Raw genomic sequence first — 14391 nt, 5'->3', positions numbered from 1 at the left:
GCGGGGAGAGGAGAGGGCGGCGAGGATCGTCTCCAAGACTCCGGGGAGATTCGATGAAACTTCGCCGTTCCAGAACCGCAGGACGCGGTATCCCTGGGAGGACAACCACGCATCCCGACGCCGATCGCGCGCGCTGTCGGCGTGTTGGCCGCCATCGAGTTCAATGACCAATTTCGCCTCGCGGCAGGCGAAGTCGGCGACGTAAGGACCGACCGGGCATTGCCGCACGACCTTGAACCCGCCGAGCCGCCGGTCGCGCAGGCGTGACCACAACCGGGCCTCCGGCTCGGTCTGCATCTGCCGCAGACCGCGCGCGCGCCGCGTCCGGCCGGGATCAGGGCCGCGCATCGGACGGCGCCTTCACGCCGCCTGCTCGCCCAGCGACGCCAGTTCGCCCGGTAGCGCGTAGGCCCATTGCGTGATGTTGCCGGCGCCCAGGCAGACGACGTAGTCGCCGGGGCCCGCCACGCCGGCGATCATGCCGGCGAGATCCTCGCTGCGCTCCAGCGCGATCGCGTTGCGGTGGCCGCGCGACTTCAGGCCCGCCACGAGGGAATCGCGGTCCGCCCCCTCGATGGGCGCCTCGCCGGCCGCGTAGACGGGGGCGACGATCACCGTGTCGGCATCGTTGAAGCAGGTGCAGAAATCGTCGAACAGCGAGGCCAGTCGCGTGTAGCGGTGGGGCTGCACCACCGCCACGACGTTGGCCTCCGTCGAGGCGCGGGCGGCCTTGAGCACCGCCTTGATCTCCACCGGATGGTGCCCGTAATCGTCGAAGATCTGCGCGCCGTTCCACTCGCCCGTGCGGGTGAAGCGGCGCTTCACCCCGCCGAAGCCCGACAGCGCCTTGCGGATCGCCTCCGGCGAGACGCCGAGTTCGTGCGCGACCGCGAGCGCCGCGGTGGCGTTGAGCGCGTTGTGCTTGCCCGGCATCGGCAGCACGAGGTCCTCCATCTCCAGCCGGAAGCCGGGGCGGCGGTCGCGGATCATCACCCGGAAGCGGCTCTGGCCGCCCTTGAGATCGACGTCGATCAGGCGCACGTCGGCCTGCGGGTTCTCGCCGTAGGTGATGATGCGCCGGTCCTCGATCCGCCCGACGAGGTCCTGCACGGTCGGGTGGTCGATGCACATCACCGCGAAGCCGTAGAACGGGATGTTGTCGATGAAGGCCCGGAACGCGTCCTTGATCGCGTCGAAGGAGCCGAAATGGTCGAGGTGCTCGGGGTCGATGTTCGTCACGATGGCGATGTCGGCCGGCAGCTTCAGGAAGGTGCCGTCGGATTCGTCGGCCTCCACCACCATCCAGTCGCCCTCGCCCATGCGGGCGTTGGTGCCGTAGGCGTTGATGATGCCGCCGTTGATCACCGTGGGGTCGAGCCCGCCCGCGTCGAGGAGCGTGGCGACGAGGGAGGTGGTGGTGGTCTTGCCGTGGGTGCCGGCCACCGCCACGCAGGACTTGAAGCGCATCAGCTCGGCCAGCATCTCGGCCCGGCGCACCACCGGCAGGCGCCGCTCGCGCGCGCCCGCGAGTTCCGGGTTGTCGCGGCGGATCGCCGTCGAGACCACCACCAGGGCGGCGTCCGCGAGGTTCTCGGCCGTGTGGCCCACGAAGGTGCGGATGCCCTTCTCGGCGAGCCGCTTGACGTTGGCGTTGTCGGTCGCGTCCGAGCCCTGCACCGTGTAGCCGAGGTTGTGCATCACCTCGGCGATGCCGGACATGCCGATGCCCCCGATGCCGATGAAGTGGATGGGTCCGAGCTGGTTCGGCAGCTTCATGGGGTCGGGTGTCCTCAGGTCTCGTCGTCGTGCGTCAGCGGGTTGCGGCGGTCACAGCGGTCTCGACCACCAGGGCGGCGAGACGCTCGGCCGCGTCCGGGAGTCCGGCGCGCCGGGCCGCCGCGGCGGCCGCGGTCAGGCGCTCGGGGGCACCGAACAGGGTCGTCAGTTCGGCGGCCAGGCGCTCAGGAGTGAACGCCGTTTGTGGTAGCGGAAAGGCGGCGCCCGCCGCCTCCAGCACCGCGGCGTTGGCGGCCTGGTCCTGGTCGAGGGAGCCCGGGAGCGGCACCAGGATGGCGGGCCGCCCGATCACCGCGAGTTCGGCCACCGTCGAGGCGCCCGCGCGCGCCACCACGAGGTGGGCGCCCGCCATCTTGGCGGGAAGGTCCTTGAAGAAGGGCGCGACCGCGAAGGCGGCGAGGCCCGCCTGCCCGTAGGTGCCCTCCGCGCGCGCCAGATCCTCCGCCCGCGCCTGCTGGATCACGGTGAGCCGGGCCCGCAGGGCCGCCGGCAGCCGCGAGACCGCCTCGGGCACCACCTCGCTCATCACCCGGGCGCCCTGGCTGCCGCCGAAGGCAAGCAGGCTGAGCGGTCCGTCGGCGGTGAGCGGCGGGTAGGGCGTGCCGGCCGCCGCCAGCACGGCGGGGCGCACCGGGTTGCCGGTATGGACGCGCCGCGCGGTCACCTTCGCGGACACGCCCCGCACCTCCGAGAAGCCCGTCGCGATCACGCTCGCGCCGCGGGCCAGGAAGCCGTTCGCCCGGCCCATCACGGCGTTCTGCTCGTGCAGGAGCGTCGGCACCTTGAGCATCTGCGCGGCGAGCAGGGGGGGCACCGTCGGATAGCCGCCGAAGCCCACCACCACCGCCGGGTTGAGCCGGCGCACCGCCCGCACGGCGGCCGCGAAGCCCCGCCCGAGGGTCAGGAAGGCCGCGCCGCGCGCGACGAGCGAGCGCCCGGACGGCGTCGCGGACGGAATCGCCACGATCTCGGAGGCCGGGAAGCCGCCCGACAGCGTCTCGACGCGGCTGTCGGTTGCGAGCGCGACCCGGATGCCGCGCTCGCGCAGGCGCAGCGCCAGCGCCTCGGCCGGGAAGAGGTGGCCGCCGGTGCCGCCGGCAGCGAGGAGGACGAGGGGTTGGGCGACCGTCATGCGGGGCTCACGTCTCCGGATTCCGGCCGCTCTCTGTCACGGATGGGCCGCAAGATCACCCCCGGCCTTGGCGCGGGGCGCCGCCCCGCGACCGCCAAGGGCCTCAAGGCCCCTGACCCCGGGATCACCGCGCCAGCCCCTCGTCGCGGTTGAGGAGCGCGGTGCGCGGGCGGCGGCGGGTCAGCGCCACCAGGAAGCCCATGCCGAGCGCGAGCGAGATCAGCGACGAGCCGCCGTAGGAGACGAAGGGCAGCGTCATGCCCTTGGCCGGCATCAGGCGCACGTTCACCGCCATGTTGATGCAGGCCTGCAGGCCGAACAGCGTGGTGAGGCCCGTGATGGCGAGCCGGCAGAAGATGTCCTCGCTGCGCCGCGCCAGCATCAGGCCGCGCATCACGATGAAGGCGAAGAGCAGCACGAGGCCGATGCAGACCACGACGCCGAACTCCTCGCCCGCCACCGAGAAGATGAAGTCGGTATGCGCGTCCGGCAGATGGCGCTTGGCGACGCCCTCGCCCGGCCCGGTGCCGAGCCAGCCGCCGACGTTGAAGGATTCCTTCGACCAGAAGGTCTGGAAGTTGTCGCCCGAATCCTTGTCGAGGAAGCGGGTGATGCGGTCGCGCACGTGGGGCAGGAACTCGTAGGCCGCCCCGACCCCGAGGAGGCCGAGCCCCCCGAGACCCGCCACCCAGAGCCAGTGCAGGCCGGCCACGAACACCATGCAGCACCACACCATCGTCAGCAGCATGGTCTGGCCGAAATCGGGCTGCAGGATCAGCGGCACGATGGTCGCCGGCAGGAGCAGCACCGCGAGCGCGCCGCCCGGCATGTCCCGGCGCCGCGCCCCCTCGGCGAAGGCCCAGGCCGCCAGGATCACGAAGGCCGGCTTCACGAACTCGGAGGGCTGCACGCCGAAGGAGCCGAACTGCACCCAGCGATGCGCGCCCTTGATCTCCGGCCCGTACTTGATGGCGAGCACGCAGAGCGCGACGCCGGCGAGGTAGGTGACGAGGGCGAGCCGCCGCACGTGGCGCAGCGACAGGAACGACACCGCCAGGATCAGGGCCACCGTCGGGACGAGGTAGACGACCTGCCGGTTGAGGAAGTGGAAGGTGGGCAGGCCGAGCCGCTCGGCCACCGGCGGACCGCCCGCCATCAGGAAGACGAGGCCGACGGTCATCAGGCCGGCGAGGCCGGCGAGCAACCCGCGGTCGACGGTCCACCACCAATCGCCGAGATGCGAGCGTTCCGCGCGGGACATCATGATTTCGGATCCTCGCTGCCGCCGACGCGGCGCGCCCGGCACGCGGGCGCGTCCCGCGAGGATGCGGGGGCATGACTCCCCCGGAGCATCGGCCGGAATGGTAAACCGACCGTTGCCGGGGAGGCGCCGGTCCGGCGTCTCCCCGACGCGGCGGGGCGGCGGGATCCTACCCCTGCGCGGCGAGCGCGGCCGCGACGCGGCGCGCGAAGGCGACGGGATCGCGCGGCGGGTCGCCGCCCTGCACGTGGCCGAGGTCGAGGAGGGTGTGGGCCGCCTCCGCGAGGTCGCGGCCCTCCCGCGCCTGCTCGGCGAGGCGGCGCACCAGCGCGTGGCGCGGGTTGAGTTCGAGCACGGGCAGCCCCGCGCCGAAGCCGCGGCCGGCCCGGCGCAGCAGGCGCTGCATCTGCAGGTCCGGCCCGCCCGAGGAGGCCGAGAGCAGCACCGCGCTCTCCACCAGCCGCTGGCTCGCCCGCACGTCGGCGACGTCGTCCTTCAGGATCTCCTTGAGCTTCGGCAGCAACTCGGTGAGGTCCGCGGCCTCGCCCGCCGCCTCGCCCTCCGGCGCGAAGGCCGAGAGGTCGTCCGAGCCCTGCGTGATGCTGCGGATCGGCTTGCCGTCGAATTTGTCGAGGCGCTCGGGCCAGAAGGCGTCGACGTGGTCGGAGAGCAGCAGCACTTCGAGCCCGCGGGCGCGGAAACCCTCGATCTGGGCCGAGTGCGCCAGCGCCGCCGTGTCGTCCCCGACCAGGATGTAGATCGCCTCCTGGTTCGGCTTCATGCGCGCGACGTAGTCGGCGAAGGAGGTCCAGCCCTCGACCGCCGAGGAGCGGAAGCGCAGGAGCCCCGCGACCTCGTCGCGGTGCTCGGCCGCCTCCCAGATGCCCTCCTTCAGCACCGGCCCGAAGGCCTGCCAGAAGGGCGCGTAGGCCTCCGCGTCCTTGGCGCGCGACTTCAGCTCCGAGAGCACCTTGGCGGTCACCGCGCGGCGGATGCGCGCCAGCACCGGCGTCGCCTGCAGCATCTCGCGCGAAACGTTGAGCGGCAGGTCCTCGGTGTCGACCACGCCCTGCACGAAGCGCAGCCAGGAGGGCAGGAGGCCTGCCTCGTCGGTGATGAACATGCGCCGCACGTGCAGCCTCACCCGGCTCTCGCGCTCCTCCTCGACGGCGAGGAAGGGCTTCATCGCCGGGATGAACAGCAGCGCCGAGAAGTCGAGGGCGCCCTCCGCCCGCCAGTGCAAAGTCGCCCACGGGGTGTCGAAGTTGTGGGTGAGGTGGCGGTAGAACTCGGTGTACGCCTCCTCGGTGATCTCCTGCTTCGGCTTGCGCCACAGCGCGGTGCCCTCGTTGCCGGGCACCTCCTCGCCGTCGCGCAGGAGGGTGATCGGCACGGTGATGTGGTCGGCCCACTTGCGCACGATGGTCTCGAGACGCAGCGGCTCCAGGTACTCGTCGGCATCGGCCTTCATGTGCAGGACGATGTCGGTGCCGGGCTCCTCGCGGGTGGCGCCGGCCAGCGTGTACTCCCCCTGCCCTTCCGAGGCCCAGGTCCAGGCCTCGTCGGTCCCGGCCCGGCGCGAGGTCACCTCGACCCGGTCGGCGACCATGAAGGCCGAGTAGAAGCCGACGCCGAACTGGCCGATCAGGCTCGGGCGCTCGTCGGGCTTGGCGTCCGCCAGCGACTGGCTGAAGGCGCGGGTGCCCGAGCGCGCGATGGTGCCGAGGTTCTGCGCCAGATCCTCCTTGCTCATGCCGATGCCGGGATCCGAGACGGTCAGGGTGCGGGCCGCCTTGTCGGGCCGGATGCGCACCTTGGCCTCGGCCGGCAGGGCGAGCGCCGGCTCGGTGAGCGCCGCGAAGCGCCGCCGGTCGACCGCATCCGCCGCGTTGGCGACGAGTTCGCGCAGGAAGATCTCGCGCTCCGAGTAGAGCGCGTGCACGACGAGATCCAGGAGGCGCCCGACCTCTGCCCCGAAGGCATGCCGTTCCAGAGTCTCGCTCACGTCCGATCCACTCCCTCTCGGTGATGACGGCGGCGATATGCGAAGTCCGGCCGCGCTTTTCAACGGGGCCGGGACCCGCCGGAAGAGGGGCCGGCGCGGGCGTTCGGCTCATGCCCCGCCCGGCTCGCGCCGCATCACCACGAGGTTGGCCACCAGCACCTGCACGGGCGCGCCGTCCTGGTTGAGGGTGGTGGTGCGCACCTTGGCGAGGCCCTGCATCGGGCGCGAGCGGGAGGGGCGCAGCTCCAGCACCTCGCTCTCCAGTCGGATCGTGTCGCCGGGGCGCAGCGGACGCGGCCAGCGCAGCTCGTCCATCCCCGCGCCGATGATGCCGCCCGCGAGCGGCAGTCCGCTCTCGACGAGCAGGCGCATGGTCAGCGCCGCCGTGTGCCAGCCGCTCGCCGCGAGCCCGCCGAAGAACGAGGCGGCCGCCCGCGCCTCGTCGAGGTGGAAGGGCTGCGGGTCGTACTCGGCCGCGAAGCGCTTGATCGCCTCGGCGGTGACCGCGAGTTCGCCCGAGCGGTGCACCTGTCCGGGCGCGAGGTCCTCGAAGTAGAGGGGGGTCATCGGCTCATTCTCCGGGGCCGGCCGCGAGGGCGGGGGCCGGGACGGGGCGCACGCGGAACCAGACGCCGGCCGCCACCGCGGCGGCGTTGATCGTGCCCAGCGCGGCGAGGCCGAGGGCGAGCGCCAGGAACACGCCGTCGAGGCCCAGGCCGACGCGCAGCGCCAGCCAGCCGCCGCCCACCGAGACGGCGAGCCGCGTCAGGCCCGCGACCAGGGGCCAGCCGACGCGCCCGGCCCCTTGCGCGGCGAAGTAGAGCGCGAGGCCGAGCCCGGCGAAGCCGTAGAACGGGCCGACGATCCGCAGGTAGCGCCCCCCCGTCTCCAGCATGCCGGCCTCCGCCCCGAACAGGCCCAGGAAGGCGGCGGGCGCGAGCGCGGCACCGAGGCCGATGGCCTCGGTGATGCCCGCGGCGATCGCCGCGCCGGTCCAGGCGACGCGCAGCGCCCGGGCGTGCTCGCCCGCCCCGATGCTGGTCCCGACCATGGCGGAGATCGGCGCGCCGAGGCCGAAGACCAGCGGCACGAGCAGGTATTCCAGCCGCGCGCCCGTGCCGTAGCCCGCCACCGCGGCCGGCCCGGCGCTCGCCGCGAAGGCGGTGGCGGCCGCGATGGTGATGTTGGTCGTCAGGCTCACCAGCGCGGAGGCGGCGCCGACCCGCAGGATCTCGCGGGTCGGCCCCCAGGCCGGGGCCGGCGGCCGGCGGCCCAGGCGCAGGATCCCCTCCCCGGCCCAGAGGTGGCGGATGAACACAGCGGTGCCGGCCGCGTAGTAGGCCAGGACCGCGACCCCGCCCCCGATGATGCCGAGGCCCGGCAGCGGCCCGAGGCCGAAGATCAGCACCGGCGAGAGCGGGACGAGCAGCACCGCCCCCGCGCAGGTGACCACGGCCGGCAGCGTCATGTTGCCCGTGCCGCGAATCACCGCCGCGAGCGCGTTGAACAGCCAGATCAGCACCGCCCCGGCGAACACGACCCCGCCATAGGCCGTGGCCGCGGCGAGCACCGCGCCGTCCGCGCCCATCGCGGCGTAGAGCGCCGGCCCGAACGGCAGGAACAGGGCCGTGGTCAGGAGGCCGAAGCCGAGTCCGAGGAGCGCGGCGTGCCACGCCACCGCCTCGGCCTCAGCGCGCCGCCCCGCCCCGAGCGCACGGGCCACCGCCGAGAGCATGCCGCCCCCGACCGCCCCGGCCGAGATCATCTGCACCACCATCAGCAGCGGGAAGACCAGCGCCATTCCGGCGAGAGCATCGGTGCCGAGCCGTCCCACGAAGGCGGTCTCGATCAGCCCGACCGCCGCCTGGACGGTCATGACCAGCATGGTGGGGACGGCCAGACGCACGAGCGTCGGACCGATCGGATCCCGGAGCAGGCGGCGGGTGCGGTCGTCCAGACGATCGGTCATGCGGGCCTCGACGCAGGCCGGGTGGAGCGGCATGGTGCCGGACGGCCTTGCGAGAGAATTGATGGCATATGCCAGCAATCGTCAAGGGCCGGAGCCCGGCCGAGCCATGCGGCCTGCGGGCCTCGCGCATGAGAGGGAAGCACGGGTGAGCGAGACGGGCGAGAGGCCGGGCCGTTGCAGCAATGCCGGCCTGCGGCGGGCGACGCGGCGGCTGAGCCAGCTCTACGACGACGCCATCGCGCCCTCCGGCCTGCGCGCGACGCAGTTCGGCCTGCTCGTGCAGCTGCGGGATCTCGGCACGCCGACCATGGGGGAACTCGCCGAGGCGATGGTGATGGACCTGTCGGCGCTGGGCCACACGCTGAAGCCGCTCGCACGGGACGGCCTCGTCACGCTCGCGGTGGACGCGCGCGACCGGCGCCAGCGCCGCGTCGCGCTGACCGAGGCCGGGCGGACGCGCCTGCGCGCGGCGGCGGCACGCTGGCGCGAGGCGCAGCTGCGCTTCGAGGCCGTGTTCGGCCGGGAGAAGGCGGCGCAGCTGCGCGCCCTCGTCGACGAGATCGCCTCGCCGGGTTTCGGCGAGGCGTTCGGGCGGCCCGGAGACTGACGCGCCCGGCGATCGGCCTCTGCGGAAACAGTGGACGCCGCCCCCGGGCTCCTCCTAAATTCAAGGCAGTTGAGTGTTTCACCGGGCGGGCGGCATGGATCAGCAGACGGCGCGTGCCGCCTTGATCGCGGATGACGACGAGTTTTTCCGGCTGGCCATGACGGCGATCCTCGGCCGCAACTTCGGTTTCCGGGAGGTGGTCGAGACGGGCTCCCTTGATGCGGCCCTCGACCAGCTGGCGCAGCGCGCGAACGGCATCTCGCTGGCGCTGTTCGATCTCGCCATGCCCGGCATGGAGGGCCCCGGCAGCCTGAGCGCCGTGCGGGAATGCTTTCCCTGGGTGACGGTGGCGGTGGTTTCGGGTTCGAGCGAGCGCCACAAGATCCTGGCCGCCCTTGAGGTCGGCGTGCACGGCTACGTGCCCAAGGGCCTCGGCTCGTCCGAACTGACCCGGGCGATCGGCATGATCCTGGAGGGGCAGATCTACGTGCCCCCCCTCCCTGGCGATCCTCAACGAGCCTGCGCCGGCCCGGATGCCGGCCGTCGAGCGCCGCACGGGGTTCGAGGGCGGCGAGATGCCGCGGTCGAGCCGCGTCGTGGAGCTGACCCCGCGCCAGCGCGACGTCCTCTCGCTCCTCGTCGAGGGCAAGTCGAACAAGGAGATCGCCCGCCAGCTGCAGCTCGGCGAAGGGACCGTCAAGGTGCACATCGCGGCGCTGCTGCGCGGCCTCGGCGTGCAGAACCGCGCCGCCGCCGCGGTGGTGGGCGCCCGGCTTCTCGCCGGCTGATCGCGCCCTAGGGTTCCGTGCGGTCCGGACATGCCATGAACGCAGGGTGCCGGGTCTAGGCTTGCAGCAATCAAGACATGGACTGTCTTGTCCCTGCGGCAAACAGACCGGCTGGATCTGCATGAAATGGCGCGACCGTTCCGCCCCGAGACTTTTGCATACCTGTTGCCGCCATGCGGTCGGGTGTACGATAACGCATTGGGCTTCGGAGGCCGGCGGTGCGCCATCGCCGGACGCTCGGCCGCGGGGTGGAGGCGAGTAGACCGGCGCGATGGAACGAGAAGCGATCGGATCGGAGACCATCTACGCCGCGCTCGACCAGCTGCTGGACCAGCCCCAGTTGAAGAAGTCGCCGCAATTGTCGGCCTTCCTGTCCTACGTGGTCCGCGAGAGCCTCGCGGGGCGGGGCAGCCTGCTGAAATCGTACACGATCGCCACCGACGCGCTGAAGCGGGCGCCGAGCTTCGACCCGGCGACGGACGCGATCGTGCGCGTGGAGGCCCGGCGCCTGCGGCAGGTGCTCCAGCAGATCTATGCCGATCCGGCCTGCCCGGTCGCGGTGCGCATCGAGCTTCCCCTCGGCCGCTACGAGCCGAACTTCGTGCGCAGGGCCGGCCCGTCCCCGGCCTACCCGGCCAGCCCGTCGCCGGGCCTCACCGATGTCGCGGCCGGCCTGCTGCGCGAGAGCGAGCAGCGCTACCGCGCCCTCGTGGAGGCGAGCGCGGCGATCGAGTGGCGGGCGACGCCCGACGGCGGGATCGCCCAGAGCTTCGGCTGGACCGCGCGCACCGGGCAATCCGAGGAGGAGATGCGGGAATCGGGCTGGCTCGCCGCCCTGCATCCGGACGACCGGGCCCGGACCGCCCAGGTCTGGGCGGAGGCCTGCCGCACCGCCGAGCCGATCGAGGTCTCCTACCGGGTCCTCCACCAGGACGGCGGCTATCGCTGGATGCTGTCGCGCGGCGTGCCGCTCGAGAACCCGGACGGCACCGTGCGGGAATGGGTCGGCACCGTCTCGGACATCCACGAGCGGGTGGTGGCCGAGGAGGCCCAGCGCACGAGCGAGGAGCGCCTGCGCCTCGCCGTGGAGGCCGCCGGCCTCGTGACCTGGGAGATCGATCTGCCGACCCGCTTCGTCACCTGCTCGCCGAACGCGGCGGAGCTGTTCGGCGGCTGCGAGGGAGCGCTGGAGGACTTGGCCACCCTGATCCACCCGGAGGACAAGCCGGGGGTGCTCGCCGCCCTGGAGCGGGCGCTGCGGGGGGAGGCGCCCTACGACGTCGTCTACCGCATCACCAGCCCGGACGGACGGCGGCGCTGGATCTCGGCCCGCGGGCGTCTGATGCGGGCCGCCGGGGCGGACGAGCGCATGATCGGCGTCGCCGCGGACGTGACCAGCCGCTACGTCGGACACCTGCCCGCGTGGTCTTGACCCGGTGACGGCTCCGGGCGAGTGAGCCGCCCTTGAGCCGGAGGCGGGGCGCGGGATGGTGCATGTGGGGCAGGACGGGTGGCTGTTCCTCGTCGGGGGCAGCAACGACGTGCTGGCGCAGTACACCCGCTCCTGGCGCACTTGGCCGCACGACTGGCGCTGGCGCCGCGAGGTGGTGCGGCGCGCCGACCGCTGCCGCCGGCTCGGCCTGCGCTACCTGCACGTCGTGGTGCCCGAGAAGCTCACCATCTACGACGACCGGACCGGTGGGCTTTCCGTCGACGTCGGGGCGGCGCCGGCCACGCGCCTGCGTCGCTGGCTGCGCGGCTCGGGCGCGGCCGCGTCCCTCGTCGACCTCGTGGAGCCCCTGCGGGCGAAGCGCCGCACGCAGGACCTCTATTTCCGCACCGACACGCACTGGACGCACGAGGGCTGCTTCATCGCCTACGAGGCGCTGTGCCGGCGGCTCGGCGCGACGGCACGGGAGGAGTTGCGCGAGGGCCGCCCGCTGCCGCAGGGCGAACTCTGCGGCGACCTCGGCGTGAAGATGGCGCCGCCCCGCACCGAGCCCTTCACCCCGCACGCGCTCCAGCGCCACGCGGTGCGCGCCTATGCGAGCGACCTCGTGCGGGACTTCGAGGCGGAGGGCCGCATCGGCGAGTTGCACCTCGGCACCCACGTGGTGTTCCGCAACGACGCGCCCGACGCCGACCCGCGCCGCATCGTCCTGTTCGGGGATTCCTGCTCGCATTTCCGCTTCGAGGTCTACAGCGGCATGCTCACGGGGCTCCTGGCCGAGACCTTCCGGGAAGTGCACTTCCTGTGGTCGCCCGGGATCGACTGGGATTACGTCGCCGCGGTGCGGCCCGACGTGGTGATCGGCGAATTCGCGGAGCGTTTCATGGCGCGCCTGCCGCCGCACCACTTCCGGCACGCGGCCCTCGCCCGGCTGGTGCGGGCGCGCAAGGCCCTGCCGCAGGACGCGGCCTGAGGCCCGGCTCGGGGGCGGATTCAGGCCGCGGCGCGCGCGGGCTTGGCGCGCGGGCCGGCGGCCCGCTTGCGCGGGGCGGCGGCCTTGGGTGCGGGCTCCTTGGGCGCGGCCCCCTTGGGTGCGGGCTTGGCCGAGGCCGCCCGCACCCCGTGCCGCCAGCCGTGCCAGCTCCAGGCGCCCGGACCGGCGACGGCGCCGAGGATGAGCCCGCCCGCCAAGCCGGCCTGGGCCAGAAACAGCTCGCGCTCCACGAGCGCCGTGCCGCCCGAGAAGTCCCAGAACCGGTGCAGCAGGAGACCCATCACCAGGGTGTGGAGCGCCAAGGTCCAGCCGACGAGGCGCGGCAGCACGCCCGCGGCGAGCGCCAGGGGGCCGAACACCGCGATGACGATCGACGCGGTGGCGACCGCGTTCGGTGCCGGCATCCCGGTGCCGGCCAGCGTGAGCGCGAAACCCGAGGGGTTGAGCGCGTGGGCGATGCCCGCCGGCAGCAGGGCGGCCGCCAGCAGGAGCCGCCCGGCCAGCAGGATCCCGTTCCCGTCGCGTCCCATCGCGGTCTCCACGGCTTGGTGTCGAGGCCAATGTCCAGAAGCGTGCGGCGCCCGGCACCGCCCCCGCACTCTGGCGCGGGCGCTGTCAAGAGCGGGTTAATCGGCACCACACCCCGACCGACCGCGACGGTCCATCCGCTTTACCTAAGGTTCACGACCGTATGCCAGCCTGCACGGCGAAACTTCCGCAGGGAAATGGCAAGGTCCGCCGATGCAAGCCTTCACCTTCATGACCAGAAAGGCCCAGGTTCTGGTCGACGACCGGCCCGTCGCCTGCGTGACGATCGAGACGGCGACGGCATCGGGCGCCGTTCTCGTGGCCGACGATCCGTTCGCGCTGCCCAATGCCTTCACGGTCGAGGCCAAGCACCGCCGCAAGGCCTGCCGGGTGATGTGGCGCAACCCGCCCAAGGTCGGCGTGCTGTTCGAGGAGGCCTGACGCGCTCCCGCTCCCGCGCCACTCCCGGATACCGGGGGTTCCCTTCAGGGCGGCGGATGCGGCACCGCGCCGGTGCCGAACAGCCGCCCGCGCTCGGTCCACAGCACCGCGAGCAGGCTCAGGGCGCTCAAGCCGCAATAGCCGACCGCGAGCGGGATCACGGTGCCGTCGAAGGCCTGCCCCACGACGAGGCCGCAGAGGGCGGCCAGCAGGGTCGTGTAGAAGCCGATCACCGAGGAGGCGGTGCCGGCGATGGCCGCCAGCGGCTCCATCGCGATGGCGTTGAAGTTCGGCATCGCGAAGCTGAGCAGGAACTGGCAGGCGGCGAGCGTCAGGATCAGGAGCGGCAGCGGCGGGCGGCCCGCGAAGGCGAGCATCAGCCCGAGCTGCACCAGGGCCATCGCGCACAGGCCGATCAGACCCCCGTGCGAGAGCCGCCGCATGCCGAAGCGGCGCACCAGCCGCGCGTTGATCAGCGTCGCCACCCCCATCGCGCCGGCGATCAGCCCGAAGGCGATCGGGAAGAGACGGCCGAGATGGTAGAGGCCGGTGTCGAAGATGGCCTGCGCCGAGCCGACATAGGCCAGGATGCAGCCGGTGAGCAGCCCGAGCGCCGTGGCGTAGCCGAAGGTCTCGCGCGTGCCGGCCGCGGTGGCGATGCCGCTCCCGATCGCCCGCAGATCGAGGCTGCGCCGGAAGTCCGGGTGCAGGGTCTCGGGCATGCGCCAGCCGAACCACGCCAGCACCACGAGCGCGAGCGCCAGCATCGCCCCGAAGATCAGCCGCCAGTGCCCCACCGCCAGCACGAGGCCGCCCATTGCGGGCGCGACGATCGGCACGATGAGGAAGACCATCATGCAGAACGACATGACCTGCGCCATGTCGCGCCCGCCGAAGCGGTCGCGCACGATCGCGACGCCGAGGATGCGCCCGGCCGCGCCGCCGATCCCCTGGACCGCGCGGGCGAGGAGCAGCACCTCGAAGCTCGGGGCGAGCATGGCGAGCACGCTGCCCGCGAGGTAGATCACGATGCCGGCGATCAGCGCCGGGCGGCGCCCGATCGCGTCCGAGACCGGCCCGTAGGCGAGCTGCGCGAGGCCGAAGCCCAGCATGTAGACGGAGATCAGGAGCTGCGGCCGGTTCGGGTCCGCGATGGCGAAGTCGCGGGCGATGGCCGGAAAGGCCGGCAGGAAGCTGTCGATGGTGACCGCGGTGAGCCCCATCATGAAGGCGACGAGGGCCACGAACTCGGTGAAGCCCGGGCCGGTCCAGGCCTTCGCCGGCTCCTGCCCGGGCGCCCGGGCCGGCCCGTCGTCGTGGCTTGCGCGCGGCGCCATGCTGCTCCTGAGTGGACGTATCCGGGAGGGCGAGGGATCGGCCACACGTGGCGGAGACGGCCGCGCGCGGCAAGGCCGCGCC

13 protein-coding genes and 1 pseudogene are annotated in these 14391 nt (G+C 72.9%); 5 read left to right on the top strand and 9 right to left on the bottom strand.

Annotation, left to right across the window (positions count from 1 at the left end):
• The 7 genes from MFF61_RS17960 to MFF61_RS17930 all read right to left on the bottom strand — a co-directional run.
• Positions 1–348 (bottom strand): endonuclease domain-containing protein (locus tag MFF61_RS17960; RefSeq protein ID WP_238236666.1); only part of this gene is annotated, 348 nt, incomplete at its 3' end.
• A 12-nt stretch (positions 349–360) separates the two neighbouring features.
• A complete protein-coding gene (gene murC, locus MFF61_RS17955) occupies positions 361–1776 on the bottom strand; it encodes a UDP-N-acetylmuramate--L-alanine ligase (RefSeq protein ID WP_238236663.1) in 1416 nt (471 codons plus the stop codon).
• Between the two features lie 34 nt (positions 1777–1810).
• Positions 1811–2929 (bottom strand): undecaprenyldiphospho-muramoylpentapeptide beta-N-acetylglucosaminyltransferase, encoded by a 1119-nt coding sequence (gene murG / locus MFF61_RS17950; protein WP_238236662.1) that lies wholly within the window; start codon positions 2927–2929, stop codon positions 1811–1813.
• A 124-nt stretch (positions 2930–3053) separates the two neighbouring features.
• The gene (locus tag MFF61_RS17945) at positions 3054–4193 is read right to left on the bottom strand and encodes an FtsW/RodA/SpoVE family cell cycle protein (protein ID WP_238236661.1); all 1140 of its coding nucleotides are present in this window, start codon (positions 4191–4193) and stop codon (positions 3054–3056) included.
• A 166-nt stretch (positions 4194–4359) separates the two neighbouring features.
• Entirely contained in the window at positions 4360–6195 is a 1836-nt protein-coding gene (gene htpG / locus MFF61_RS17940; protein WP_238236660.1) for a molecular chaperone HtpG, read from the bottom strand.
• 108 nt (positions 6196–6303) lie between these two features.
• Positions 6304–6762 carry a MaoC family dehydratase gene (locus tag MFF61_RS17935; protein ID WP_238236659.1) on the bottom strand — a complete coding sequence of 153 codons (459 nt, stop codon included), beginning with the start codon at positions 6760–6762 and terminating at the stop codon, positions 6304–6306.
• Between the two features lie 4 nt (positions 6763–6766).
• A complete protein-coding gene (locus MFF61_RS17930; protein ID WP_238236681.1) occupies positions 6767–8152 on the bottom strand; it encodes an MATE family efflux transporter in 1386 nt (461 codons plus the stop codon).
• Positions 8153–8309: 157 nt separating this feature from the next.
• Between MFF61_RS17930 and MFF61_RS17925 the strand changes: the two genes are divergently transcribed.
• The 4 genes and pseudogenes from MFF61_RS17925 to MFF61_RS17905 all read left to right on the top strand — a co-directional run bounded on the left by MFF61_RS17925 (position 8310) and on the right by MFF61_RS17905 (position 11982).
• Positions 8310–8771: a MarR family winged helix-turn-helix transcriptional regulator gene (locus tag MFF61_RS17925; RefSeq protein WP_238236657.1), complete on the top strand. Its 462-nt coding sequence runs from the start codon at positions 8310–8312 to the stop codon at positions 8769–8771.
• Positions 8772–8865: 94 nt separating this feature from the next.
• A pseudogene (locus MFF61_RS34055) lies at positions 8866–9559 on the top strand (LuxR C-terminal-related transcriptional regulator).
• A 271-nt stretch (positions 9560–9830) separates the two neighbouring features.
• Positions 9831–10991: a PAS domain-containing protein gene (locus MFF61_RS17910; RefSeq protein ID WP_238236655.1), complete on the top strand. Its 1161-nt coding sequence runs from the start codon at positions 9831–9833 to the stop codon at positions 10989–10991.
• Positions 10992–11046: 55 nt separating this feature from the next.
• Entirely contained in the window at positions 11047–11982 is a 936-nt protein-coding gene (locus MFF61_RS17905; RefSeq protein ID WP_238236651.1) for an alginate O-acetyltransferase AlgX-related protein, read from the top strand.
• A gap of 20 nt (positions 11983–12002) precedes the next feature.
• On the opposite strand, the gene MFF61_RS17900 is transcribed toward MFF61_RS17905, so the two are convergent.
• Entirely contained in the window at positions 12003–12533 is a 531-nt protein-coding gene (locus MFF61_RS17900) for a DoxX family protein (protein WP_238236649.1), read from the bottom strand.
• 211 nt (positions 12534–12744) lie between these two features.
• Between MFF61_RS17900 and MFF61_RS17895 the strand changes: the two genes are divergently transcribed.
• Entirely contained in the window at positions 12745–12972 is a 228-nt protein-coding gene (locus MFF61_RS17895) for a hypothetical protein (RefSeq protein WP_238236648.1), read from the top strand.
• A gap of 44 nt (positions 12973–13016) precedes the next feature.
• Here MFF61_RS17895 and MFF61_RS17890 read toward each other — a convergent pair whose 3' ends face one another.
• Positions 13017–14309, bottom strand: coding sequence for a multidrug effflux MFS transporter (locus tag MFF61_RS17890; RefSeq protein WP_373324728.1), 1293 nt, complete (start codon positions 14307–14309; stop codon positions 13017–13019).
• Positions 14310–14391 lie beyond the last annotated feature (82 nt).

It is taken from the genome of Methylobacterium isbiliense (assembly GCF_022179325.1).
GTDB classification, from domain to species: Bacteria; Pseudomonadota; Alphaproteobacteria; order Rhizobiales; family Beijerinckiaceae; genus Methylobacterium; species Methylobacterium isbiliense.
Note: the sequence above shows the minus strand (reverse complement) of the source record. Positions and strands in the feature narration are given on the sequence as shown.

Bases quoted from the DNA above. Each gene is read 5' to 3' on its own strand.
- murC (WP_238236663.1), bottom strand. From the start codon at position 1,776: ATGAAGCTGCCGAACCAGCTCGGACCCATCCACTTCATCGGCATCGGG.
- murG (WP_238236662.1), bottom strand. From the start codon at position 2,929: ATGACGGTCGCCCAACCCCTCGTCCTCCTCGCTGCCGGCGGCACCGGC.
- MFF61_RS17945 (WP_238236661.1), bottom strand. From the start codon at position 4,193: ATGATGTCCCGCGCGGAACGCTCGCATCTCGGCGATTGGTGGTGGACC.
- MFF61_RS17935 (WP_238236659.1), bottom strand. From the start codon at position 6,762: ATGACCCCCCTCTACTTCGAGGACCTCGCGCCCGGACAGGTGCACCGC.
- MFF61_RS17910 (WP_238236655.1), top strand. From the start codon at position 9,831: ATGGAACGAGAAGCGATCGGATCGGAGACCATCTACGCCGCGCTCGAC.
- MFF61_RS17905 (WP_238236651.1), top strand. From the start codon at position 11,047: ATGGTGCATGTGGGGCAGGACGGGTGGCTGTTCCTCGTCGGGGGCAGC.
- MFF61_RS17900 (WP_238236649.1), bottom strand. From the start codon at position 12,533: ATGGGACGCGACGGGAACGGGATCCTGCTGGCCGGGCGGCTCCTGCTG.
- MFF61_RS17895 (WP_238236648.1), top strand. From the start codon at position 12,745: ATGCAAGCCTTCACCTTCATGACCAGAAAGGCCCAGGTTCTGGTCGAC.
- MFF61_RS17890 (WP_373324728.1), bottom strand. From the start codon at position 14,309: ATGGCGCCGCGCGCAAGCCACGACGACGGGCCGGCCCGGGCGCCCGGG.